At 45.6% G+C, this 24,825-nt stretch carries 26 protein-coding genes; 8 read left to right on the forward strand and 18 right to left on the reverse strand.

Annotated features, from left to right (window positions below; translation table 11 throughout):
* Window positions 1-9: 9 nt before the first annotated feature.
* The 14 genes from TM_RS09420 to TM_RS09485 all read right to left on the reverse strand — a co-directional run bounded on the left by TM_RS09420 (window position 10) and on the right by TM_RS09485 (window position 12,669).
* Window positions 10-831, reverse strand: a complete 822-nt coding sequence (locus TM_RS09420) for a carbohydrate ABC transporter permease (RefSeq protein WP_004082404.1) — start codon at window positions 829-831, stop codon at window positions 10-12.
* Window positions 828-1,700 (reverse strand): carbohydrate ABC transporter permease, encoded by an 873-nt coding sequence (locus TM_RS09425; RefSeq protein WP_004082405.1) that lies wholly within the window; start codon window positions 1,698-1,700, stop codon window positions 828-830. Before TM_RS09425 ends, TM_RS09420 begins: the two co-directional genes overlap by 4 nt.
* Window positions 1,701-1,738: 38 nt before the next feature.
* Entirely contained in the window at window positions 1,739-2,995 is a 1,257-nt protein-coding gene (locus TM_RS09430) for an extracellular solute-binding protein (RefSeq protein ID WP_004082406.1), read from the reverse strand.
* A gap of 29 nt (window positions 2,996-3,024) precedes the next feature.
* On the reverse strand, window positions 3,025-4,011 hold the full coding sequence (locus TM_RS09435; RefSeq protein WP_004082407.1) for a LacI family DNA-binding transcriptional regulator: 987 nt from the start codon (window positions 4,009-4,011) through the stop codon (window positions 3,025-3,027).
* Between the two features lie 206 nt (window positions 4,012-4,217).
* Entirely contained in the window at window positions 4,218-5,741 is a 1,524-nt protein-coding gene (gene rny / locus TM_RS09440) for a ribonuclease Y (protein WP_012310845.1), read from the reverse strand.
* Window positions 5,741-6,226: a regulatory protein RecX gene (locus tag TM_RS09445; RefSeq protein WP_010865419.1), complete on the reverse strand. Its 486-nt coding sequence runs from the start codon at window positions 6,224-6,226 to the stop codon at window positions 5,741-5,743. The genes rny and TM_RS09445 overlap by 1 nt, the downstream gene beginning before the upstream one ends.
* Complete coding sequence (gene recA / locus TM_RS09450; RefSeq protein WP_004082410.1) at window positions 6,156-7,226, reverse strand: recombinase RecA; 1,071 nt, start codon at window positions 7,224-7,226, stop codon at window positions 6,156-6,158. Before recA ends, TM_RS09445 begins: the two co-directional genes overlap by 71 nt.
* A complete protein-coding gene (thpR, locus tag TM_RS09455; protein ID WP_004082411.1) occupies window positions 7,219-7,782 on the reverse strand; it encodes an RNA 2',3'-cyclic phosphodiesterase in 564 nt (187 codons plus the stop codon). The genes recA and thpR overlap by 8 nt, the downstream gene beginning before the upstream one ends.
* 3 nt (window positions 7,783-7,785) lie before the next feature.
* Window positions 7,786-8,307, reverse strand: a complete 522-nt coding sequence (locus TM_RS09460) for a CDP-alcohol phosphatidyltransferase family protein (RefSeq protein WP_004082412.1) — start codon at window positions 8,305-8,307, stop codon at window positions 7,786-7,788.
* On the reverse strand, window positions 8,304-9,596 hold the full coding sequence (rimO, locus tag TM_RS09465; protein ID WP_004082413.1) for a 30S ribosomal protein S12 methylthiotransferase RimO: 1,293 nt from the start codon (window positions 9,594-9,596) through the stop codon (window positions 8,304-8,306). The genes TM_RS09460 and rimO overlap by 4 nt, the downstream gene beginning before the upstream one ends.
* Complete coding sequence (locus TM_RS09470) at window positions 9,593-10,132, reverse strand: DUF4416 family protein (RefSeq protein ID WP_004082414.1); 540 nt, start codon at window positions 10,130-10,132, stop codon at window positions 9,593-9,595. Before TM_RS09470 ends, rimO begins: the two co-directional genes overlap by 4 nt.
* Window positions 10,120-10,695 (reverse strand): helix-turn-helix domain-containing protein, encoded by a 576-nt coding sequence (locus TM_RS09475; protein ID WP_004082415.1) that lies wholly within the window; start codon window positions 10,693-10,695, stop codon window positions 10,120-10,122. Before TM_RS09475 ends, TM_RS09470 begins: the two co-directional genes overlap by 13 nt.
* 71 nt (window positions 10,696-10,766) lie before the next feature.
* Window positions 10,767-11,444, reverse strand: a complete 678-nt coding sequence (gene nfi / locus TM_RS09480) for an endonuclease V (RefSeq protein ID WP_004082416.1) — start codon at window positions 11,442-11,444, stop codon at window positions 10,767-10,769.
* A 4-nt stretch (window positions 11,445-11,448) separates the two neighbouring features.
* On the reverse strand, window positions 11,449-12,669 hold the full coding sequence (locus TM_RS09485; RefSeq protein ID WP_004082417.1) for an LCP family protein: 1,221 nt from the start codon (window positions 12,667-12,669) through the stop codon (window positions 11,449-11,451).
* A gap of 16 nt (window positions 12,670-12,685) precedes the next feature.
* Between TM_RS09485 and TM_RS09490 the strand changes: the two genes are divergently transcribed.
* Window positions 12,686-13,645 (forward strand): L-lactate dehydrogenase, encoded by a 960-nt coding sequence (locus TM_RS09490; RefSeq protein ID WP_004082418.1) that lies wholly within the window; start codon window positions 12,686-12,688, stop codon window positions 13,643-13,645.
* Here TM_RS09490 and ecfT read toward each other — a convergent pair.
* Both ecfT and TM_RS09500 read right to left on the reverse strand, forming a co-directional pair.
* Window positions 13,571-14,386: an energy-coupling factor transporter transmembrane protein EcfT gene (ecfT, locus tag TM_RS09495; RefSeq protein ID WP_004082419.1), complete on the reverse strand. Its 816-nt coding sequence runs from the start codon at window positions 14,384-14,386 to the stop codon at window positions 13,571-13,573. The two genes, TM_RS09490 and ecfT, sit on opposite strands and share 75 nt — an antisense overlap.
* Complete coding sequence (locus tag TM_RS09500) at window positions 14,383-16,767, reverse strand: Lon protease family protein (RefSeq protein WP_004082420.1); 2,385 nt, start codon at window positions 16,765-16,767, stop codon at window positions 14,383-14,385. Before TM_RS09500 ends, ecfT begins: the two co-directional genes overlap by 4 nt.
* 99 nt (window positions 16,768-16,866) lie before the next feature.
* On the opposite strand from TM_RS09500, the gene minD reads away from it, so the two are divergent.
* The 3 genes from minD to TM_RS09515 are packed head-to-tail and all read left to right on the forward strand — an operon-like array spanning window position 16,867 to window position 18,376.
* Window positions 16,867-17,682 carry a septum site-determining protein MinD gene (minD, locus tag TM_RS09505; RefSeq protein ID WP_004082421.1) on the forward strand — a complete coding sequence of 272 codons (816 nt, stop codon included), beginning with the start codon at window positions 16,867-16,869 and terminating at the stop codon, window positions 17,680-17,682.
* 4 nt (window positions 17,683-17,686) lie between these two features.
* The gene (locus tag TM_RS09510) at window positions 17,687-17,962 is read left to right on the forward strand and encodes a hypothetical protein (protein ID WP_004082422.1); all 276 of its coding nucleotides are present in this window, start codon (window positions 17,687-17,689) and stop codon (window positions 17,960-17,962) included.
* Between the two features lie 15 nt (window positions 17,963-17,977).
* A complete protein-coding gene (locus TM_RS09515; RefSeq protein WP_004082423.1) occupies window positions 17,978-18,376 on the forward strand; it encodes a secondary thiamine-phosphate synthase enzyme YjbQ in 399 nt (132 codons plus the stop codon).
* A gap of 1 nt (window position 18,377) precedes the next feature.
* Here the strand turns inward: TM_RS09515 and TM_RS09520 are convergent, their stop codons facing one another.
* Window positions 18,378-19,544 (reverse strand): type III PLP-dependent enzyme, encoded by a 1,167-nt coding sequence (locus tag TM_RS09520; RefSeq protein ID WP_004082424.1) that lies wholly within the window; start codon window positions 19,542-19,544, stop codon window positions 18,378-18,380.
* Window positions 19,545-19,777: 233 nt separating this feature from the next.
* Between TM_RS09520 and TM_RS09525 the strand changes: the two genes are divergently transcribed.
* From TM_RS09525 to TM_RS09535, 3 genes are all read left to right on the forward strand, one after another.
* Window positions 19,778-19,978 carry a cold shock domain-containing protein gene (locus TM_RS09525; RefSeq protein WP_004082425.1) on the forward strand — a complete coding sequence of 67 codons (201 nt, stop codon included), beginning with the start codon at window positions 19,778-19,780 and terminating at the stop codon, window positions 19,976-19,978.
* A gap of 97 nt (window positions 19,979-20,075) precedes the next feature.
* Window positions 20,076-21,470, forward strand: coding sequence for a glutamate--tRNA ligase (gene gltX / locus TM_RS09530; RefSeq protein WP_004082426.1), 1,395 nt, complete (start codon window positions 20,076-20,078; stop codon window positions 21,468-21,470).
* A 32-nt stretch (window positions 21,471-21,502) separates the two neighbouring features.
* Window positions 21,503-22,267 (forward strand): metallophosphoesterase family protein, encoded by a 765-nt coding sequence (locus TM_RS09535; RefSeq protein ID WP_004082427.1) that lies wholly within the window; start codon window positions 21,503-21,505, stop codon window positions 22,265-22,267.
* On the opposite strand, the gene TM_RS09540 is transcribed toward TM_RS09535, so the two are convergent.
* Complete coding sequence (locus TM_RS09540) at window positions 22,251-23,000, reverse strand: radical SAM protein (protein ID WP_004082428.1); 750 nt, start codon at window positions 22,998-23,000, stop codon at window positions 22,251-22,253. The genes TM_RS09535 and TM_RS09540 overlap by 17 nt on opposite strands.
* Before the next feature lie 74 nt (window positions 23,001-23,074).
* Here TM_RS09540 and TM_RS09545 point away from each other — a divergent pair, with 74 nt between their 5' ends.
* On the forward strand, window positions 23,075-24,601 hold the full coding sequence (locus TM_RS09545) for a bifunctional UDP-sugar hydrolase/5'-nucleotidase (RefSeq protein WP_004082429.1): 1,527 nt from the start codon (window positions 23,075-23,077) through the stop codon (window positions 24,599-24,601).
* The last annotated feature ends 224 nt before the right edge of the window (window positions 24,602-24,825 follow it).

The raw sequence follows: 24,825 nt of genomic DNA on the forward strand, positions 1-24,825 counted from the left end.
CTCCCTCCTCTACTTGAAAGACATAGAAATTCCCTGAAGGAATTGCTTTCTGAAAATCAAAAAGATGAGAACCATCGGAAGAGTTTGTATCACAGACCCTGCCATCAATGGCCCCACATAGGCTGCGTATTCGTGGTTAAAAGTGGCAAGCAAAACGGAGAGTGGCATCTTGTTGTAATCCTTCACCACCATCAGAGGCCAGAGAAAATTGTCCCAGATCCCTATGAACGTGAAAAGACCCACAATTGAGAGTGTGCTTCTGGAGAGAGGTACCATCACCCTAAATATTATCCACAAAGTACTGGCTCCGTCAATTTTAGCGGCTTCTATGTAATCTTGAGGAATCGTTTTGTAGGATTGTGTTAACATAAAAAGGCTCCATGCACTCATGAGAAATGGAACGATCATAGCAGAGTAAGTGTTGTAGAGGCCGAGTTTTCTTATGAGAACGAACAACGGGATTATGAACATGAACCCAGGAAAGAGCATCTGGAAAATTATGAAGTTGAAGACAGCGTTGCTTCCCTTGAATCTCAGCTTTGAAAGTCCATAGGCAATGATGGAAGAAGTGAAAACCACAGAGAAAGTAACTGTGAGAGTTACAAACAAGCTGTTAAAAAAAGCTCTCAAAAATGGTCTTTCCATTTTCTCTGCCATTGTGAAAATGTACTTGTAGTGCTCCAGAGTGATTCTGGATGGAAAAAATCTTGTGAATATCTCTTCAGGAGGCTTTATAGACGAAAGAAAAAGCCATACGTACGGGTATATCCAGATCAAGGCAAGGAGAATCATCACTCCGTGAAGTATGATCTCACCCATCTTTTTTCTCATACGACGGTCACCTCTTTTTCAATGACTTTTCTGATGAAGATCACAATGGAGAAGTTTATCAATGCTGTCATAATCGCTATTGTTGTCGCATAGCTTGGATTTATTCTCTGAAAGGCGGTGTTGTACATATAAAGCATGAAAGTGAGAGTTCTGTTCATCGGCCCGCCACCGGTGATCATGTATGGCTCCGTAAATATACCAAAGGAGAGATTCACAGCGAGTATCAAAACCGTCACAATTGCCGGGTTCAATAGAGGAAGTGTGATCTTCCAGAACTTCACCCAGGAAGTTGCACCATCTAGCTCCGCCGCTTCGAATATGGATTTGGGAATAGCCTGAAGTCCTGAGTAGAGAATGAGACCGTAGTACCCGACGAATTTCCAAGTGACCATTATCGCTATAGTCAACATTGCAAGCTGTGGATCTGTGAACCATGGTATCGTAATTCCAAACGCGTTGTAGAGAAACCTGTTTATGGGGCCTGTTTCTGAGAATATTCTCTGGAACATGATTGAGTACGCAACACCTGATGATACGTAAGCAACCAAAAAACTCAGAGTCACAAACGTCTTGAAGTACTTCATACGGTTCAGAGCGATTGCAAAAAGAATCGACGCGATGAAAACCATGGGTATGAAATAGGAAAGAAAGTTCATCGTGTTCAGAAAGACCCTCCAGAATATCTTGTCTTCGAAGATCCTGAAGAAATTCTGAAGTCCCACGAATTTAGGAGATCCCACAAATTTCCATCGTGAAAAGGCGAGTATCAGCATCCAGACAAACGGATATCCCCAGAAAATAGCGGTATATAGAAGATAAATAGAAACTAGACCCCACCCGAGCCTTGCTTCTCTTCTTTTGAGGCTCATTCTATCCCTCCTGAAAAATGAAGGTGAGGGGAACCCCCTCACCACAGGAGTGCGTTGATTTCTTTAACAGCCTGTTTTAGAGCCTCTTCGGGTGTAGCTTTCAGATACATGAGAGGCTCCATCAGATATGTGGTCATGGCGTTCTGGACGTCTATTGTGTTGGTGATCATCGCAGGCGGTACAGCGTAAGCCACTGCTTCCGCGATCTTTGCAAAATATGGATCCTTCATGTACTCGGCAAACACCGGATTCGTTCCAAGATCTTCTCGCGCAGGCGGCATCCTTGTGAGCTCGATCCAGCGCGCGTCGTTTTGTGCGTTGGAGAAGACCCATTTGATGAATTCAAAGGCTTCCTTCTTGTATTTGCAATGTTCGAACATAACGAGTCCTTTGGTATCCGCGAAGGTGTAGATTGGTTTGTCTTCGGGGTAATTATCTGGAACGGGAGGAGGTGTCATCACTATGTGCGGGTACACCTCAGGATAGTGTTCTTTCGTGTAGTTCAGGTGCCATGGTCCCATGAGCTGACCAAGGATCGTACCGTTTTCGAAAGGATCCTGGCCCAGATCCACAGCGGTCCAGCCGTTCTTGAAGAGTGTGTAGATGAATTCAGCGACGGCTTTTCCGTACTCGTTATTGAAGACGGCTTTACCATTTTCGATGTAGGGTTTTCCACCGCTTGCCGCATAGTAGAACGTGATGAAGTCGAACCATCTGTCCCACCAGTTTCTCCCAGCAACTGCTCTTATAACGTACTTTTCTTTCGGAACAACCCATTTCTTTGCCAGTTCGTAGATCTCAGAGTAAGTTCTTGGAGGTTTGTCGTATCCGAGTTCTTTCAGAAGATCTCCTCTCCACCAGAAGAGCATTGGATTGGAATAGATGGGTATGACGTAGTAATGTCCGTTGAGCTTCCAGCCCTCGAGTATGCCTCTCATTTTCCTTGCGTCCACGAGTTTCCAGAACTCTTCTCCAAACTCCTCATCGAAAGCAACGAGAACGTCCAGTTCTTCTGCGAGCTGGGCAGCAAAGCCACTGAATATGTTGGTACAAATATCTGGTGCGTTCCCAGCTGCAATAGCGTTCAAAATGGCTTCTTCAGAACTTCCAGCAGCTGGGATAACCGACCACTCGATCTGAACATCCGGATGTTCTGCGTTCCACTTTTCAACGAGTTCTTTCCAGAAAGTTTCCTGATTCGGGTTTGGTGCTGTCCAGAACACTATTTTCTTGACCTCGGCGAATGCAAAGACAGAAAGAACAACGAGCATAAAAAGAAGCACTCTTTTCCACATACGTATCCCTCCTTTATGAAAGGTTGGTGTTATTTTGTACTTTTTCTCTTTACAAACTGTGTGAAAACAAGAATACGAACAGGATGCGGATTAATTCCAGTCAGCAATTCATGTAAACGCTTACACGCAAGACAACCCATTTCGTACTTGAAGACCCTCAGTGTCGTCAAAGGAGGATCGAAGTTTTCAGCATCAACAATATCGTCAAATCCTATTACAGAAACATCATCTGGCACTTTGATGTTATGCTCCTTGAGGCGCTTTATCACCCAGAATGCAATGCTGTCGTTGGAAGTGAAAATAGCTTCCGGTGTGCCATAAGAGTTCAACATGATGTCGATAACTTTTCTGGTTCCTTCTTCTGTGTCATCGCACTCATAAAATCGAGGCATTAATCCTGCTTTTTCCATTGCGTCTTTATAACCGTCGTATCTCATCTTGAAGCCGTATGGATGCAGTGGACCGTGAACGTGGACAATCCGCTTAAAACCTTTAGAAATAAGATAATTTGTTGCATAAACCGCACCATCGTATCCGTCACTTATCACACAATCCACACGCTCTCCAGGAATGTAATGGTCCACCAGAACAAAGGGTTTCTTCCTCGATTTGATTTCCTTCAAAGTCTTCTCCGAAAGATCTCCCCCTATGAATATGTAACCATCGGCTCCATTCGACTCAGAAAAATTCTCGAGCATTTTCAGTTCTACATTCATTCCAAGTCTTCCACAATTTTCCTCAATAGCTCTTATTATCACTCCGTAGAACTCTCCCAAAATGCCATTGTTTTGAAGAGGCGACAGTATTCTTTTACTGGCGAACACATAGATATTGAACAGTTTTCCCTTCGAAGCAAGGAGCTTCGCTGAAATCTCTGGTTTGTAACCCAGCTCTTCAATGGCTTTCCAGACTTTGTACCTTGTTTTTTCCGAAACATAACCCGAACCGTTTATCACTCTTGAAACAGTTGCGATGGAAACCCCGGCAAGCTTTGCGACATCTTCTATTGTTGGCACAGTTTGCACCTCCTGTAAGCGCTTACATATCGTTTATACAAAAAATTTCCGTGTTAAATCAAGATCTATTTCAAGCGAATACCTTCAACTATTTCCGATTAAGAGAAATTATTCAGGATTATGACGCAAAATCTCAATTTTAATCAAAACTCACAAAAAACAAAAGCCCCCTGATGGGGGCTTGAAGGTTTTCCATATCAAAACTCTTACTTCGCGTAAGCGACGCTTCTTTTCTCTCTTATCACCACAACTTTCAGAACACCAGGATACTCGAGCTCTTCTTCTATCTTTTTAGAAATATCGTAGGCGAGTTTTTCAGCGAGAGCGTCATCCACTTTGTCGGGTTCCACAATCACTCTAATTTCTCTTCCAGCCTGAATGGCGTAGGCCTTTTCAACGTACTTGAAGCTTTTTGCTATCTCCTCCAGCTTCATAAGACGCTTGATGTAGTTCTCCAGACTCTCTCTTCTCGCACCTGGTCTTGCCGCGGAGAGAGCATCAGCAGCTGCCACGAGTACTGCTTCAGGTGTCATGGGTTCTTCTTCTCCGTGATGGCTGAGAATCATGTTTATGATGTCTTCTTTTTCTCCGTATCTTCGGGCAAGCTCTGCACCTATGGTCGTGTGTGAACCTTCCAGCTCCTGATCAACAGCTTTTCCTATATCGTGGAGGAGTCCTCCTCTTCTCGCTTTGTCCGCGTTTAGCCCAAGTTCAGAAGCCATGTAACCGGCGAGCAGAGCCACTTCTATCGAATGGTTCAGAACGTTTTGGCCATAGCTCGTTCTGTATTTCAATTTTCCAAGGAGTTTCACAAGCTCCGGATGGAGCCCCATAACACCCGCTTTGAACGTCGCCTCCTGTCCAGCTTCTTTTATGGCTTTCTCCACTTCCTGCTTTGCTTTTTCGTACATTTCTTCGATCCTTGCAGGATGTATTCTTCCATCCGCCACCAGTTTTTCCAGAGTGATACGGGCTATCTCTCTTCTCAGAGGGTTAAAGCAGGAAAGAACCACCACTTCCGGGGTGTCGTCTATTATCAAGTCCACACCCGTGATCTTTTCAAATGTCCTGATGTTTCTTCCTTCTCTACCTATGATTCTTCCCTTCATGTCATCCGACGGTAGAGAAACGGTAGAAACGGTGATTTCTCCTACATAATCCGGTGCGTATCTCTGAACAGCGAATGCTATGACTTTCTTGGCTTCCTTCTCAGCTTCTTCTTCAACCTGTTCTTTCATCTCTTTGTAGAGTTTCGCAAGGTCGTGTTCGTACCTCTGCCTTGCTTCTTCGAGGATGAGTTCTCTTGCCTCTTCTACAGTCATACCGGCAAGGCGTTTCAATTCTTCGTCGATTCTTTTTTCCTTTTCTTCGACCTCTCTCATTTTCTCTTCCAGATTTGCTTTGAGTTCTTCAACCTGCTGTTCCCTTTTCTCAAGGTTCTCTTCTTTTCTTGTCAGGAGCTCTTCTCTTTTCAAGAGTCTTTCTTCTAATGCTCTCAATTCCTCTTCTCTTCTGGATCGCTCTTTTTCGAATTCTTCTCTGAGCCTGTGAACTTCCTCTCTTCCTTCTATTATCGCTTTCTTTTTTATCTCGTTTGCTTCTTTCTCCGCCTTTTCAATGATGGTTTGAGCGTCTTCTTTCGCTTTTCTGAGCTTTTGATTTATCTGATAGTTTGCTATTAAATATCCAATCAGAAGACCACCGGCTCCTGCTACTATGTACCACAGCATCATTCTTCACCTCCATCTATTTTATTGAGAATTTCTTCGATGAGAGAAGAATCGAACCCTCTTCTGTAGAGATAATCTCTTAGCTCCCATCGATCTTTGAATCGCCCTTTCAATCTCTTCAATTCCTCGTGAAAATCGATCTCCTCCAGAGCCTTTTCGATTGCTCTTTCTATGATCTCTTCATCCACTCCAAGTGATTTGAGCTTCATTTTCACGACTCTCGGCCCAAAGAGCTTCAATCGCATCTCATCGAGTGCAAAGAGATAAGCCGCTTTTTCGTCGTCCAGATATCCCTGCTTCTTCAAGGTAGTAATGGTACTTTCCACTTCCTCATCTGCGAAGCCCTGTTTCTTCAATCGTTCGCGAAGTTCGTCTTCAAATCTGACTCGATATTTGAGGAGCCTCAACGCATAATTAAGAGGCTTCTTCGCCTGAAGATTTCTTTTCTTTCCTCTGTTCTTCTTTCTCCACTGATAGTAATCCATATTTTTCTCTTATTCTCCTTTCGATCTCTCCTGCTATTTCAGGGTTGTCTTTGAGAAACTGAACGGCGTTCGAGCTTCCCTGCCCAAGAGAAACTTCCTCACCTTTGAGAGTGGTGTAGTAATACCAGCTACCTTTTCTGTCTACTATCCCTTCATTTACAGCGATATTGAACAGCTCGTACTCTCTATCGATTCCTTTTCCGTATATGATGTACGTCTGTGCGGTTTTGAACGGAGGAGCAACCTTGTTCTTCACGATCTTTACACTTATCACGTTGCCTATCACATCTTTTCCTTCCTTTATAGGTTCACCCCTCCTGACTTCCATCCTCATGGTTGCGTAGAATTTCAAGGCGAGTCCACCGGTTGTGGTTTCCGGGCTCCCAAACATAACACCTATCTTCATTCTGATCTGGTTCGTGAATATCACTACCGCCTTTGATTTGTTCACACTTCCCGCGATCTTTCTCAGTGCCTGCGACATGAGACGTGCCTGAAGACCCACCTGCATGTCTCCCATGGCACCTTCTATTTCCGCTCTGGGAACGAGAGCCGCAACGGAATCAACAACTATGAGGTCAACCACACCACTTCTTACGAGTTCATCCACTATTTCGAGTGCTTGCTCTCCATGATCAGGCTGAGAGATGAGAAGACTCTTCAGATCCACTCCAAGGTTTTTCGCGTAAACAGGGTCCAGTGCGTGTTCTGCGTCTATGAAAGCAGCCACTCCTCCCATCTTCTGGGCCTCTGCTATGGCGTGGAGTGCAAGGGTAGTTTTTCCACTCGATTCCTGACCAAAGATTTCCACGATCCTTCCTCTTGGATATCCTCCAACACCCGTTGCGATATCGATGGCGAGGGACCCTGTTGGTATCACCTCTACAGGCTGAACCTGGGTTTCATCACCCAGGATCATTATGGAACCCTTTCCAAAGTTTTCTTCTATTCTCTTCAACGCTTTCTCCAGGACACTCTTTTTCTGTTTTTCCTCAGGCATACCTGATCAATCCTCCTTCAAACTGACATTCGTAGAGAACTTTGTAGATGGGACCTGTCGGTGTTAACGTGGACGAGTAAATCTTGAATCTGTCCACCGCAACTTCGATGGGCGGAAAATCGATATCTTCGATCAGTTTTTCCCACTTGTCCGGGTAGTACTTCACCCTTCCAATTGTAATGTGAGGAACGAACTTCTCTTCAAACGAGAAACCGTGGTGAGACAGCTCGTTTCTGAGCTCTTCGTAGAGTTTCATCAAGCGATCGGTGTTCTCCACTCCGAGCCAAAAGACGCGCGGAGACATCTTCCTCTTGAAGTACCCAAAACCTTTCACGGTGAACGAAAAAGAAGGAAAACCTCTCACTCTTCTACAGAGGTGTTCGGCTATTTCGGAGATTTTCTGCTCGTCAACCTCTCCCAGGAAAAAAAGCGTGAGGTGCATGTTTTCTTCAGAAACCCACGTTGCACCAAAGCCTCTTTTCATGAGTTTTTCTATGATCTCAGAGGCTTGCTTCTTGACTTCTTCGTTGACATCGATAGCAATGAAGGTTCTCATGAACTATCCCTCCAATTTCGTGATTCTTGCAATATCGATCGTGTACGTAATCCAGGAGATCACCGTTACTGTGAGTGAGAGCACCACAAAAAACATGAGAAGTGCGTTACTCAAAAAGCCCATCTTGAAGAGATACGCAGCGATCAACACCACAAATTGAGAAACAGTCTTCGCCTTCCCTATCCACCTCGCTGGCACAACGTTTCCTCTGCTGGCTGCGAGTATTCTGAGCCCGTTTACAAAGGTGTCTCTTGCAAAGACAACCAGAACGTACCACAACGGAAGAACATCCAACATGGCCACTGCCGTGGATATCACGAGAATCTTGTCAGAAACCTGATCGAAGACCTTTCCAAAATCCGTTACCTGGTTTTTCTTCCTCGCAAAAAAACCATCGAGATAATCTGTGAAAGCCGCAAATACAAAAATCAGGAACGACAAAGAGATCCATCCTTCCATGTAAAACCAGACAACAGGAATTACCAGCGCCGCTCTCAACAAAGAAAAAAAGTTCGCAAGATTCATATCACTGACCCCCACATGTCGTACTCGTCGTGCTCTTTTATCACCACTTCAAGAAAGTCTCCTATCTTCCCTTTCCCTCTTACAAAAACCACTCCGTCCACTTCAGGTGCTTCCGTCCAGGTCCTTCCCACAAGAAACTTCCCTTCTTTTCCCTCAACCAGGAACTTCAATTTTTTTCCAACGAATCTATCAAGCCTGCTGTTTGAGATCTCCGCCTGGAGAAGGAGCAGTTCTTCCTGTCTTCTTTTCGCCATTTCCGGGTCAACTTTCTCTTTGAGGTTGAAAGCAACCGTTCCCTCCTCATCCGAATAAACGAAAGCTCCGAGTTTGTCAAACTGAATTTCTTCCACAAATTGCTTGAGTTCTTCGAAGTCTTCTTCAGTTTCTCCCGGAAATCCCACGATTATACTCGTTCTAAGAACCGCGTCCGGGAACCTCTCTCTGATGCTCGAAAGCATTTTTTTCAACTCTTCTGAACTCTTCGTTCGTCCCATTAGTTTCAATATTTTATCGCTTCCATGCTGCACCGGAACATCGAAATACTTCACAACCTTATCCAGTTCCAGCATTGCGCTTATTATTTCCTCTGTCAGATGATCCGGATGAAGGTACATAACCCTGATCCAGAACTCTCCGTTTAGACTGTTCAGTCTCCTCAAAAGATCAGGCAGCGCTTGCTTTCTATAGAGATCGATCCCGTAGGACGTCGTGTCCTGAGCGACGAGGATTATTTCTTTCTTTCCTTCTTTCAAAAGGTCTTCCACCTCTCGCGTTATGTCTTCTATGCTCCTGCTTCTCAGACTTCCTTTGAACGAAGGTATGGAACAGAAAGTGCATCCTCTGTCACACCCGTCGGATATCTTCACGTAAGCGTAGGGTCTCTCCTCCAGATCGATTCTTTTTCTGTATCTGTACACGGTCTCTGGTTGATCTGGAACAAGATCTGTACCATTTTCAATGGCATTCGCTATCTCTTCAGGATCTGCAACACCTATCCACTGATCCACCTCGGGAATTTCTTTCTTCAGCTCTTCGTAATAACGCTGAACAAGACAACCTTTCACAACCAATTTGTAACCATACTGATCCTTTGCATCTACAAAAGAGAAGATTTCATCTATTGATTCTCTTTTCGCGTCCTCTATGAAAGCACAGGTGTCCAACACAACCACATCCGCATCCTTCACATCGAAAACTATCTCGTGACCTCCTTCTCTCAACACACCTGCCAGGACTTCGCAATCCGCTTCGTTTTTCGGACATCCTAGAACCTTTATACCAACCCTCACTTCATCATTTTCCTCCTCTTTTTGAGGTACAGCTCCCTGATCTTTTCAAGATGCTTTTTGTACTCTTCTTCTCTGTAATTTGGATAGGTGAACTCCATGTGTCTGAATTCTCCCCGCACGTAAACCAGCGTCACCTCAGCGTAGATTCCTTTGCCTATGTAGATGCGGTTCCCCCAGTGTTTGGTGGAAGCGAGAACGAACTGAGTGTGATGAATGTATCCTGGATCCATGTTGACTTTTCTCTTTCCTTCGATCGAGAACATCTTTTCTATCTCGTTGGTTTCGCGCTTTATATCCGCCAGCTGGAAAGGATGGACGAGTCTTTCAAAACTCACAAGTCTTCCCTTCAAACCCTGTCCCATTTCTTCCGAATAGTAAAGAGTGTACTTCTCGAAATCGAGAACATCCGAAATGTAATCCATGGGCCCAAAACGTCCTTCGAGAACGGGCCTCACTTCGTTGAACCAGTAATCTATGTGCGATGCGAATATGAACATCACAAGATTCACCATGTCAGGTACCTTCACTTCTCCCATGAAACACTCACCTCGAACTTCCTGATCTTCACTGTCCACTCCTCGGAAGCCGTTTTTAGAACCACGTCGCTTCTGGATTCGACAATATACTCTCCTTCTTGAAGAGGAATCTCTCCACTCACACTTTTACCGTTCACGATCGTTTCCTCTGGTGCAACAAGGTAAGCAGGTGGTGTCTGCCGCAGCTTCAAATTCTCCACCGCTGAAAACAGAAGAAAAACCAGTCCTGCTATCAGAAAAAAGAACATCACCAGGTCCCTTGTTTTCTCTTTCTCCTTCTTTTTTCTCGGCTTCTTCTCTTCAACTTCTTCAGCTACTTCTTCCTTGCCTTCTTCGTACAGTTTGAGCATCTCATCTGGGGAGAGTTCGAGAAACTCCGAGTATCGTTTTATGTAACTTTTTATATAGACTTCTGCGTCAAGTCCCTTCAGATCGCCTTCCTCGATCCGCTTCAATTTCGATGGATTTATGTTCGTGAACAGAGAAGCGTCGAGAAGGGTTATTCTTCTTTCCTCCCTCTTTTTTCTGAAAGTCTCACCGAGTTCCTTCCATTTTTCGCTCAAAACAATCTCCTCCAGACCCCCGTGTCTGGTATCCTGAGGCTGAATTTATTTTATCACAGCCGAAAAATCTTTCAGAAAAGGCCTTTTTTGAGCCGTTGTGTGTAGATGTGTGCCAGTCTGGTGGGTTCCGGTATCCTTCTTCCGGGTAAGGTAAAAGCCTTGATCAGTCTTTTCGAACTTTCAACGTCCATGAGATGGCCCGGAGACACGAAGATAGGAGCACTTCCTTCCTTTGTTCTGATCACACAGCCTATTATCTCCTCGCCGTCGTAGAGATAACTCCAGGAACACCTTTTATCTTCAGGCATTTTGAACGTTCCATACAGTCTGGATTTTGCCACACCAATGGTCGGGATCTCTATGAAGAGTCCCATGTGGGAGGCTATCCCAAGTTTTCTGGGATGTGCCAGTCCCTGACCATCGAAGACCACAACATCGGGTTTCGTTCTCAGCTTTTCCCAGGCCTTCAAGAACAGAGGTCCTTCTCTGAAAGCAAGGAGCCCCGGAATGTAGGGAAAAGTTATCTCTCCCCTTTCAGAAACGACCTCTAATATTTTGAAAGAAGGATATTCGAGTACCACTATCACCGCGAGCCCTTCTTCTTTTCCCGGAAACGAAAGGTCCACTCCCGCCACGTACTCGGGCTCTCCTTCGTATGGAGTGAGTTTTATCTTCTTTCTGAGTTCGTTCTGCACTTTTATCGCTTCCTCCGGAGGAAGATCCCATCTGTGAAGCTGCCTGTAATCCATCGAATCACTCCCTGAAATCGTCTATCAGAATCAAAGCAGATACTGGAAAATCGGGATATATTCTGTTCTTTGCGAGGCTTTCCAGTATCGTGTAGTACATCGTGTAATCTTCCGGTCTGTCGAACCTGTGCACCGTAAAATGCCTGGAAGGATGCGCTTTCCTCAGAATTTCCAGGATATAGTCCTCCTTTTCCGGTTCCCCTATGAAGACATGGTCTCCCTCGAATTTCTGCGATATTCCCACGTCTTCCCAGACAACACGGTCCGGTTCGAATCCAACCCTGTCTTTCCACACTCCCCTCAGGTTGGCTTCGAATACCCTCGAAACAAGCGATGAGGTGTTCACAACGAGGAAGTTCACGCGGTATTTTTCCTGAACACTGCTTCCAATGAGATTCTCTTTGAAAGAAACGAGTCTTTTTTCATCCACAAAGATGCTTCCGTCGCTATCCACATTGTACGGAAGGGTCGAAAAACTCACCCTAACACTGTTTTTCAATTTAGAAAAGAGTGTTAGAATCTCTGGAAGACCGATATCCGTTTCGATGTAAGGACTTATCTTTTTGTAAAGTACGGAAATTTCGAGAGGATTTCTTGAAAGGGCCTTGCTGAGGAGTTTCTTCAGTACATCCTTCTGTCTTTCTATTCGGGCAAGATCCCCCATGGAGTCTTTTCTGTATCTTATGTACGCAAGAAGCTGTTCTCCATTCAATTTGTAAGGAACCCCAGGTTTGAAATCTATGACGAGATTCTGCGACAGATCTTCATAAAACATGACCTCGTTCGGTATCACCTCTATTGGTCCCAGTTCATCCACGAGTATTTTGAAAGCCTCGTAGTTGAATATCACGTAAGAATCCGGCTTCTGTCCCAGAAGTGATTCGATGATCTGAAATAGTTTTTCCATTCCATAAGTGTTGTAAATCGCGTTGATCTTTTTTCCCTCTATCATCAAATCCCTGGGTATCGATACAAAAGAGAGATTTCCTTTTTTCCAGTCCAGCACACCAACAACTATCACATCGGTTCGAACGGTGTGTTCGATCTCTTTATCTTTTCCCAGAACGAGAAACACGTAAGGGTTTTTCACCTCACCCTTGAAGAGATAAGATACCATCTTATCCAGTAAAAAGAAGGATGATATAATTAAAAAGAAGGCTAAACTAATTGAAAGTGACAGAAAGATTTTCTTCAACACGATATCACCCTGACTGTATTCTATCACCGGGGAGGTGATTCTGATGAAAATAGGTATCGTAGGACTCGGAAGGGTTGGTTCCAGCACGGCTTTTGCACTCCTGATGAAAGGTTTTGCGAGGGAAATGGTTCTGATAGACGTCGATAAGAAAAGAGCAGAAGGAGACGCTCTCGATCTCATTCACGGAACACCTTTCACGAGAAGAGCGAACATCTACGCTGGAGACTATGCGGATCTGAAAGGATCAGATGTGGTGATCGTCGCTGCGGGAGTACCTCAGAAACCAGGAGAGACGAGGCTTCAGCTTCTTGGGAGAAATGCAAGAGTGATGAAAGAAATAGCGCGAAACGTCTCCAAATACGCTCCTGATTCGATTGTCATCGTGGTCACGAATCCCGTCGATGTCCTCACGTATTTCTTCCTCAAAGAGTCCGGAATGGATCCCAGGAAGGTGTTCGGTTCCGGAACGGTTCTCGACACAGCAAGGCTCAGAACTTTGATAGCGCAACACTGCGGCTTTTCTCCAAGAAGTGTGCACGTGTACGTGATAGGAGAACATGGAGATTCAGAGGTTCCTGTGTGGAGCGGTGCCATGATAGGAGGTATCCCCCTACAGAACATGTGTCAGATTTGTCAGAAGTGCGATTCGAAGATACTGGAAAACTTCGCTGAAAAAACCAAAAGAGCCGCGTACGAGATCATAGAGAGAAAGGGAGCCACCCATTACGCCATAGCTCTCGCCGTGGCCGACATAGTGGAGAGCATCTTCTTCGACGAAAAGAGAGTGCTTACGCTTTCCGTTTATCTCGAAGATTACCTCGGTGTAAAAGATCTCTGTATCAGTGTTCCTGTTACCCTTGGAAAGCACGGAGTGGAAAGAATCCTCGAACTGAACCTGAACGAAGAAGAACTGGAAGCCTTCAGAAAGTCAGCTTCCATATTGAAAAACGCCATCAACGAAATAACGGCCGAAGAGAACAAGCACCAGAACACCAGCGGTTAATAGGACGTAGAGTGTGTCCATCGGTTTCCACTTTATGTCTTTGAACCGTGTTTTTGGAGGCTCGCCCGTGTAGAGACGAGCCTCCATGGCCACAGCCAGTTCTTCTGCTTTTCTGAGGGCCGATATGAGAAGGGGCACTATTATCACCACAAGCGCTCTTATTCTGTCGAAAAACTTTCCCCTTTCGAAGTTTGCCCCCCTGGCAATCTGGGCCTTCAAGATCCTATCCGCCTCGAGCGCCAAAACAGGAACGAACCTCATCGCAATGGTCATCACCATTCCTATCTCATGGCCGATTTTTCTGGCACCGAACGTCGAGAAGATACTCTCTATAGCCCTGGCAGAAAGCAAGGGCGGAGTGGTGGCAGAGAAATTCTCAGCAAGGAGGATTATGAGCACCAGTCTGAGCATAATGTAAACGGCAGACCATATGGCTCTGTCGGTGATCATCCAGAAGATCTTTTCACCCTCTGATGAGGAAAAGAACTGAACCAGAACCGCAAACACAAGGAAGAACCAGAGACTCCTGAGTCCCGCAAGGTAAATCTTGAATCCTGTTCTGCTCAGAAACATCAAAAGAAAGATAGCCAAACCCGGTACGAGGTAAAACAAAAGATTGGGTACGATCAGCACAGCGGAAATGAGAAAGATCATACCCAGGAGTTTCGCTCTTGGATCGAGTCTGTGAACAATCGAATCAACCGGAATATATCTTCCTATCAGAACCGTCGGCAGTCTCATTTTTTACCCTTTCTCTTTTTTTTCTTCCTTTCTTCTGGGACTCCATCGAGGAGTTTTTTCATCTTCTTCAATTCGCGGTAAACCAGGTAATTCACACTGTTTCTTTCGAATTTTCCGGTCTTTGTAACCCTTCCGGCCTTCATTCCCATGACGATCTCAATCGCGTCGTCTATGGTTTCCACGGTCCATATATGGAAGAGGCCTTTCTTCATAGCCTGGATGATTTCATCCTTCAGCACCAGATTCTTCGCGTTGGCTTTGGGTATGATCACGCCCTGTTCCCCATCGAATCCACGGGTTTTACAGGCTCTGTAGAAACCCTCCACTTTCTCTACGATTCCCCCAACGGGCTGCACCTCACCGTGCTGATTTATGGAACCCGTTACGGCTATTCCCTGCTTTATGGGCACCTTAGAAATGGCAGAAAGGAGAGCCAAGGCTTCTGCAAGTGAAGCGCTGTCTCCCTCCACTTCACTGTAAACCTGCTCGAAGCTGATGGACGCGCTGACGGAAAGTGGAAAGTCCTGAGCGTATCTGCTCCCCAGAAATCCTTCCAGTATGAGAACAGCCTTGCTGTGGATTTTCCCGCTCAGATCCGCTTCGCGCTGAATGTCAACAACACCCGGCCTTCCAAGATAGACCTTCGCGGTGATTTTCACAGGAACACCAAAAGAATGATCTCCAAGGTCGAGAACGGTAAGACCGTTTATCTGTCCCACTTTCGATCCAGTTACTTCGATCATGAGATCGAATGTCTTTATCATTTCGTCGTATTTTTCTTCGAGGAGATTTCTTCGGTTCTCCATAGCTTGATATGCCTTGAGAACGTGATCAGAAGTGGTAACCTCTGATCCTTCAAGTCTTGCGAGTTCCCCCGATTCAACTATGAGATTCACTATGTCTCCAAAAACAGCGGAAAGTTTCGTGCTGTTTCCAGCGTTTCTCATAGCGTACCATATGACTCTCTTCACAGCGCCTCTGTCGAAGTGGGGAAGATTCTTCTCTCGACAGACAGACGAGATGAAGGATACGTACTTCTGGACGTTCAATTCGTTTCTGGGTATTTCCCAGTCGAACTCCGCTTTTATCCTGAACAGCTTTCTGAAGTCTGGATCGAGTTCGTAAAGGAGTTCGTACAAATAGGGTGTGCCAATGATGACGACTTTCAGATCGAGGGGTATTTTTTCTGGTTTCAGGGTGATCGTGCTTGAAACTCCTAAGGTGTGTTCGAGATTTTCAACGGAAATCTGACTTTCCATGAGAACCCTTTTCAGGTTGTACCACGCGTAAGGCTGACTCAAAAGCCGCTCGGCCTCGACGATCAAGAAACCACCGTTCGCTTTGTGGACACTGCCCGGCCTTATCATACTGAAATCCGTGTGGAGGAAACCGCCTCTCACGTAGTACTCGATCTTTCCGAACAGATTGGAATAAGTGGGATTCGTTTCATAAATGACAGGGGCGCCTGTGAGATCCGAGTTGTCCACAATCAGATTCAGAGAGTACTTCCTCATGTATATCTCTTTTCTCTCCCTGGCGTCCATTCTCAAAAAGTCCAGGAGATTCTCCACAATATCCTTCTTTACGGATTCAAGGAATTCTTTCACACCTTCGTTTTCGAATTCACTCTCCACTTCAACAAAGAGTGGATCAATGGCGAAGAGTGCCGTTCTTTTGTGGAACTCTTCGAGGGATTTTCTGAACTCGATATCCAGCTTCCTGATTCTGTAGAGCGTTCCGTCCACCAGATGCTTCAATTTCATCTGCCTTTCTTCGATTTCCCTTATGGCCTGGTCTGGTAGGGCATTCACCGCTTCTGGTGGAAGCGGTTTCCCGTCCACCACAGGCAACATAACGACGCCGGCTGGAGTCAGCTGAACCACGAAACCGAGTTCGCTCGCCTTTGCCTCTAAACTCTCCCAGAGCTGCTTTCTCATGAGAGCGTATTTTTCTTCCATTTCGGAAATCTTTCTTGCGAATTCCTCGCTTTCGAAGGATTTGTTCAAAGCTTCAACCACTTCATTGATCAAATCTTCGAGCCTCTTTTTAAACCTCCTTCCCTGTCCCGCTTTGAAAGAAATGGCCTTTGGTTCATACGGATTCTCGAAATTGTAAACATACCCCCAGTCGTTCGGCACGGGAAGTTTCTTCGCGACATCCTGGAGCATCATCTGGACAAAGGTTCTTCTTCCCGTTCCCGTCATTCCTGTAACGAAGATGTTGTAACCCTTTTCTCTGATTCTTATTCCCGTTTCGATAGCCTCTTTCGCCCTCTTTTGACCTATAAAACCTTCGTTTGGAGGGACCTCCTCCGTGGTCTGAAAATTCAAAAAATCAAGGTCGAAACTGTTTATCTCATCGGGCCTCAATTTTCTGATCACCCTCTCACTCCTCATGAGGTAATTTTTTGTACGATCACATTTTATTGTACAATATTTTGAGGAGAAAACTGTTCAGGTGAACGAGAAAGGGTGGGATTGATGGGAAATGTCATAGTAGTGACTTCTGGAAAAGGAGGGGTGGGTAAAACCACCATAACGGCTAATCTCGGATGCGCCCTGGCCAAACTTGGAGAGAAGGTGTGTCTTATTGATGCCGACATAGGATTGAAAAATCTGGACATAGTTCTTGGGTTGGAAAACAGAATCGTTTACACCATGATCGATGTAGTGAATGGTAAGGTCTCTCCCCAAGAGGCTCTTGTCAAACACAAAATGCTGAAGAATCTGTATCTTCTTCCTGCTTCGCAGATAGCCACGAAAGAAATGATCTCGCCGAACGACATGAAAGCCATTGTGAAAGAACTGATACCGCACTTTGACTACATCATAATCGATTCCCCGGCCGGTATCGAAAGGGGGTTCAGAAACGCTGTTGCCCCAGCTGAGAGGGTGCTTGTTGTCACAACTCCGGAGCTTCCGGCAATCTCTGACGCGGATCGTGTGATCGGTCTTCTGGAAAACTTCGGATTTTCCGATGAGAAGATAAACGTGATCATAAACAGATTCAAACCGCACATGGTGAAAAAGGGAGAGATGCTCACCACTGACGATATCAAACACACACTGTCACTGGAGATCATAGCCGTTATACCGGACTCAGAAGATATCATAGTTGCTTCAAACACAGGAATCCCGGTTTCATTAAACGGAAATTCGAGGATTTCCAAAAACTTCGAAAACCTCGCAAGAAGAATTCGGGGAGAGGGTGTTCCTCTAGAGAACGATTTCGTCACCGTCTCAAAGGGTCTCATCGACACGCTGAAAGACTTCTTCTCAAAACTCAAGAGGGGATGATATTATGAAGTTCCTGTTCTGGGAGTTCGGAAAGAAAAACAAAAGCAGAGAAACCGCTAAAAAAAGGCTGGAACAGATAGTTGGGACAACAAAAAGAAGACAGATGAACATAACAGAGATCATTCCAAAAGAGATACTCGACAAGAATTCGGATAAGATAAAAGAGAGAATCGCCAGCTGGCTTTCCGAGACTTTCAACGTTGAAAAAGAAAAGATAAAGATAGATCTCGAAGAAAGAGAAGGTCATGTGGTGATAATCACAAATGTGTTTTTCAAATGAAGAGGGGGGAAATAGATGCTTAAAAGACTCACAGTTCGGACCTCTTCGCGAACGCAGTTCGTGGATATCACTTCGGAGATTGTGAAATTCATAGAAGAATCTAAAGTGAGAAACGGTATCTGCGTGGTTTTCGTTCCGCACACCACCGCGGGTATCACAATAAACGAAAACGCAGACCCGAGTGTGAGACAGGACATAATGAACACGCTGAACAAACTGGTTCCACCGTCGGCTGGTTACACACATCTGGAAGGAAACGCCGACTCTCATATAAAAGCGTCTCTGGTGGGATCTTCTGTCACGCTTATAATAGAAAACGGACGCCCTCTCCTCGGAACCTGGCAGGGAATATATTTCTGCGAATTCGACGGCCCGAGGACGAGGAGCGTTTATGTAAAAATCGTTGAGGGATGATTCAATCCAGCACTCGTGTTTTGATTTTCTCCTCTATTGAGATCTCCGTGAGTTCTTCGATGAAAACCATCTTTGGAGGTTCTATTCCGTTGAAACGGGTGTTGTACTCAACCGTGTAAGCCCCCGCGTTTATGAAGCACACAAGGTCGTTCAGAGTGATGCTCTTTGGAAGAAAGATTCTGTCGTATATCACATCCACGCTGTCACAAGTGGGACCCGCCAGATGGTACTCTTCGAGCTCTTCTCTTTCTTTTCCGAGGACTCTGATTTCGTACTCGAAGTTTTGGATAGTTTCTGCGAGCCCGTGAAATACTCCCGCGTCGATGTAAACCCATTTTTCACCTGATCTTTCGCTCTTCAAAAGCACTTTTGTGACAAGCCAGCCTGCTTCTCCGACCATGTACCTTCCGGGCTCGGCTATCACTTTCAAATTGTGGACAAACCAGAGGTTTTCGTCTATCGCCTCTTCGATTGCCTTTCCTATTTCTTCCATACTTGGAATTGGCTTTGTGTGCTGAACAGGAAAGCCTCCACCAACGTTCAAGAGGAAAAGATTCAAACCGGATCTCATGGCTTTTTTGAACACTCTCCCCGCGATCTCTATCGCCTTTTTCCAGCTTTCAGGATTCAAATTCTGAGATCCCACGTGAAAACTCAATCCCGCGGGGATCAGTTTCATCTTCGAAGCATAGGAGAGAAGCTGAAGAGCATGCTCTGGATTGGTTCCAAACTTTCTGGAAAGGGGCCAGTCTGCGTCTGCACCATCCGTTTCCACTCTCACAAAAACGAAGCTTCCAGGAGCATTTATAGCGACTTTTTCCACTTCCATCTCACTATCCACTGCAAAGAGCCTTATACCGTTTTTGTACGCGAACGCGATGTCTTCCTCTCTTTTTATGGTGTTACCAAAACTCATTCTCTTCCCATCCACACCAAGTGCGAGGAGCTTTTCTATCTCCCCCTTGGAAGCCACATCGAAATTACTCCCCAACCTGGCAAGAAGGGATATAATACGCGGGTGGGAGTTTGCCTTCACAGCGTAGTAAATATCCGCTTTTTTGAGAGCAGCTTTCATCTCCAGATATTTCTTTTCCACGACCGACAGATCGAAAAGAAGAAAAGGCGTTTTCACTACTTCAAGGGCTCTTCTAATCCAGTATTCCATCATGGACTCCTCCTCAACGGGATATGGTTATGCATATAAAGAATAGGTAAAAAACTCTTTCATAGAAAGACCCATTAAGTTAAATAAATATGTCTTTAGGATAAAACTAAGATTTCAAAACACCGTAAACCCCTTCTGATGAAGAATACAGAGATTTTGACAAAGCCGTATCCGGGGTGTACACTTAGGAGGTGCCGCCTTGAGCGGAAAGATTTTTAAGAAGGAGTGATTTTTTCATGAGAGGTACGGTTAAGTGGTTTGACTCCAAGAAAGGCTACGGTTTTATCACCATGGAGAACGGAGAGGACATCTTCGTTCACTGGTCAGCGATCCAGATGGACGGTTTCAAGACCCTCAGGGAAAACGAAACAGTCGAGTTCGAAGTCCAGAAAGGTACCAAAGGACCTCAGGCTGTCAATGTGAGACCTGTTAGATAATAGAGGTCGAAACCGAATCCAGGCCCCGGTGTTCATCACCGGGGCTTTTTTTGATATATTAGAAGTCGGACCAAAAAAAATCAGGAGGTGCTTCGAATTGGTCAGAGTCAGGTTCGCCCCGAGTCCAACAGGCCATCTCCACGTAGGTGGAGCCAGAACCGCTCTGTTCAACTGGATGTTCGCAAGAAAAGAGGGTGGAAAGTTTATCCTTCGAATAGAAGACACCGATACTGAGAGAAGCTCAAGAGAATACGAACAGCAGATCCTGGAATCTTTGAGGTGGTGCGGTCTCGATTGGGACGAAGGGCCTGACATAGGTGGAGATTTCGGACCCTATCGACAGAGCGAAAGACTCGAGATCTACCGAGAATACGCTGAGAAACTGGTGGAAGATAAGAGGGCTTATTACGTGGTTTACGATAAGGAAGATCCCTCTAAAGAGCTCTTCACAACTTACGAGTATCCCCACGAATACAAGGAGAAAGGGCATCCCGTTACCATAAAATTCAAAGTTCTTCCCGGAAAGACTTCCTTCGAGGATCTTCTGAAAGGCTACATGGAATTCGATAACTCCACCTTAGAAGATTTCATCATCATGAAGTCGAACGGATTTCCCACCTATAATTTTGCGGTCGTGGTGGACGATCATCTCATGAGAATCTCCCATGTGTTTCGCGGTGAAGATCACCTTTCTAACACCCCAAAACAGCTCATGATATACGAGGCTTTCGGATGGGAAGCACCCGTCTTCATGCACATTCCACTCATCCTTGGATCGGACAGAACGCCTTTGAGTAAAAGACATGGCGCCACTTCCGTTGAACACTTCAGAAGGGAGGGCATTTTGAGCAGGGCTTTGATGAACTATCTTGCACTTCTCGGATGGAGAGTGGAAGGAGACGAAATCTTCACTATAGAAGAGAAACTTCAGTCATTCGATCCAAAAGATATTTCGAACAAGGGAGTCATATTCGATTACCAGAAACTCGAATGGGTGAACGGAAAGCACATGAGAAGAATCGATCTCGAAGACCTGAAGAGGGAATTCATCGAATGGGCAAAGTACGCGGGAAAAGAAATCCCCTCCGTGGATGAAAGATACTTCTCAGAGACCCTCCGTATATGTCGGGAAAAGGTGAACACACTCTCTCAGCTGTACGACATCATGTATCCGTTCATGAACGACGATTACGAATACGAAAAGGACTATGTAGAGAAATTTTTGAAGAGAGAAGAAGCCGAAAGGGTGCTTGAAGAAGCAAAAAAAGCCTTCAAAGATCTCAACAGCTGGAATATGGAAGAGATAGAAAAAACATTGAGAGATCTTTCTGAAAAGGGTCTGGCATCGAAAAAGGTGGTCTTTCAGCTCATAAGAGGAGCGGTTACTGGAAAGCTGGTAACACCCGGTCTTTTTGAAACCATAGAGGTGCTGGGAAAAGAAAGAACACTGAAAAGACTTGAAAGAACTTTACAGTTCTTAAAGAAAACCTAAAAAAATCACGCTTTATAGTTGAGGGTGACAAAATGAGGCTTGCCTTCTTTGGAGATGTTCATGGAAATTTCGAAGCGTTGAAGGCCGTTCTGGAGGACATGGAGAACAAAGGTGTCGATGAAGTGTTCTGCCTTGGAGATTTGGTCGGCTATGGACCCGATCCTGAAGCTGTTGTACAGACAATCATGGAAAAAAACATCAAAACGATTATGGGAAACTACGACGATGCCGTTGGCTATTCCAAAGAGAGCTGTGGTTGTTCCTACGCGCCCGGAAGGGAAACAGAGGTTGGAGACATCTCCCTCAAGTGGTCGATCGAAAACACTTCTGAGAAAACCAGAGAATTTTTGAGAAATCTTCCCAAAAAGCTGAGTTTCGAAGTTGAAGGAGTCAGATTCTTGCTCGTTCATGGAAGTCCTCTAAACGAACTCCTCGAGTACGTGAAGCCCAACACTCCTCCAGACAGGCTGAAGAAGATCGTGGAATCGGTCGAAGAGAATGTTGTTGTGAACGGACACACTCACCTTCCCATGGTGAAATGGGTTATGGGAAAGCTCGTTTTGAACCCAGGAAGCGCCGGAAGACCGAAAGACGGGGACCCGAGAGCGTCTTACATGATCGTTGATGTTGAAAACGGTACGGTCAGCTTTGAAATAGTGCGTGTCAGGTACGATGTGAAGACAACCGTAGAAAAGATCGCAAGAAACGGCCTCCCAGTTGAACTTGCGACCGTTCTGGCACTCGGACAAACGTTCGACATGGGACCAGGGAAAGTCACTTTCACCCTCGGCCGATGAAGGCACAGCATCCTTTGAACTCACCCGTCCCGCCGACGGGCTTTGTGATGACATCCACGAGATCTTTCAACTCGCTTTGAAGCTTCTTTCTGTATTCCCCCCTCGGTTGCATACAGCCGAGGATTACTCTTTTGAACAGTTTTCTTGCCTTCTCGAAGAGTTTCACAACCTCCTGGAGATCCGGTGGGAAAGATTTTCCAAACTTCGTTCCGGGAGTTGGAATGAACACGTTCAAAACAACGGTGTCTGTCTCCTGAGACAGGATCTCGAGCGCTTTTTCTTCGTGGGTGATCTTTCCACCCGTTATTCCTACCGTGATGTGAAACACCACGTTCTCATAAAAGTGAGCGATATCTAAAATTTCCTGTGGAGTCAATGCGAGTCCGTAGATGCTTTTCAAAACGGTTTCATCACCGAAGAAATCCATAGAAACGACGTCAGCCAGCTCCTTTGCAACCTTGGACTTTTGAAACCCCACGTGAAAGTTGTAAAGAAGACCGTGGGATTCTTTCAGCTCCTTCAAATGTTCGTAATACTTTTCAAACGGAATTGAACCATCTGGAAGCATTCCACCGCTTATCAGAAAGCTTCTGTAGCCTTTCTTCACAAGGGCTGGAATTTCATCCACGGAGATCATGTGTCTCAAATAGTGTGCTCCACAGTGAGGGCAGTTGAGCGAACAAAACGCGCCGGTCACGCTCACGGGAATCGTGTGAGATGGATCCACCGTCACGAGTGAAACCTCCTTAACAAAGTCCCACAATATGTTAACACATTAGAGTTAAAATCTTTGAAGGGGGTGATATCATGAGAAAGTTCCTGGTGATCCTTCTGGCTTTGCTGATAACCGCTCTGCTTCTTGGTGCAAGGCTCACCATCCTTCACGTCAACGACACACACGGCCATGCCTGGGCATTCGATGAGTATCGTAATCCCGGAATTGGGGGCCTTGCAACTATCGCAACGATCGTAGAAGAGGTGAAAAGGGAAGTCGAGAGTCAGGGTGGGTACGTGATCTTTCTCCATGCGGGAGACCTGAACACCGGTGTTCCAGAGTCCGATCTTCAGGATGCCATACCGGACATCGTTGGATTCAACATGATGGGACTCAAAGCCATGGCCGTTGGAAACCACGAGTTCGACAATCCAAGGGAAGTACTCGAAAAACAGATGAAATTCGCAGATTTTCCGTTCCTTTCAGCGAACATAGTAAAAGAAGATGGTGAACCGTTCTTCAATCCATACATCGTCGAAGATCTCGGTGAGCTGAAAATCGCCATCATCGGCTTCACCACAGAAGAAACGGAGATCCTGGAACCCCTCTACCTCGAAGGTCTGAAGTTCGAAAACGCCCTGAAAGTGGCCCAGAAAATAGCACCCGAATTGAAAAAACAGGCAGATGTTGTGATCGCTCTTGCGCACCTTGACTGGGGAGAGCCGAAGAAGGAAGACATCACCACGACACACCAGCTGGCAGGAGTTGAGGGAATAGACGTTGTGATAGCAGGGCACAGCCACGTGCTTGGATCTGACGTTGTGGACGGAAAGATAATAGCTTCGGCCGGAGAATATGGAAAGTACGTTGGAAGACTCGATCTGGACATCGAAGACGGAAAGATCGTGGCGTGGCACTGGGAAGCGATACCCGTTAATTTGAAGGTGTACGAAAACGAAAAGTACAGGTACCTCGGGAAGCCGTACCTCGAAAACAGATACGTCGCAAAGGCTCTTGAATACTTCAAGAAAGTGGGAAATGAAAAACTCGATACCGTCATAGGAGAGACGAAGATCTACCTCGATGGTGAAAGAGAACACGTCAGATCGAAAAGCACGAATCTTGCCAACCTCATAGTGGACGCCATGAGATGGAAAGTGGGGGCGGATATCGCTTTCACAAACGGTGGAGGTATCAGAGCCTCTATAAAACCTGGAAAGATCACTGTGAGAGATATACTGACGGTTCTTCCGTTTGGAAACACTCTCTACGTACTGGAACTCACCGGTGAACAGATCATGAAAGTGCTCGAGTACGCCGCTACCATTCCGGAAGGTAAAGGTGCGTTCCTCCAGGTTTCCGGCCTCACTTGGAAGAGCAAAGACGGAAAAGTCGTAGAGGTTCTCGTGAACGGAGAGCCGCTCGATCCAGAGAAAAAGTACAAAGTGGTCACAAACAACTACATGGCAGGTGGTGGAGACGGTTATGTCATGTTCAAAGAGTGGGACGGATACGACACGGGATACCTCATGTCAGACGCCGTCATTGAGTACATCCAGAATGTTCTGAACGGGAAAATAGAAGAGTACGACGATTCGCAGAGGTACGTGAGAGAGTAACTGGAACAGTTCGAAGAGTTCAGGTTGAGGCGGGGCAATCCCGCCTCTTTGGTTTTTGATATTAAAAATTAACTTGAAAATTATTGATATTTACTAATTAACTTTTATGCATACAAACCAGGTTAGTTCCAATCATTCACAAAGTGGGTGATGCGTGTATCTGGCACTGGAAGAACGATACAGAGTATGCAATTACCGGTAACGAAAAATTTCATGCGCCTTTC

Origin of the sequence: Thermotoga maritima MSB8, assembly GCF_000008545.1 — a bacterium.
Lineage (GTDB): Bacteria > Thermotogota > Thermotogae > Thermotogales > Thermotogaceae > Thermotoga > Thermotoga maritima.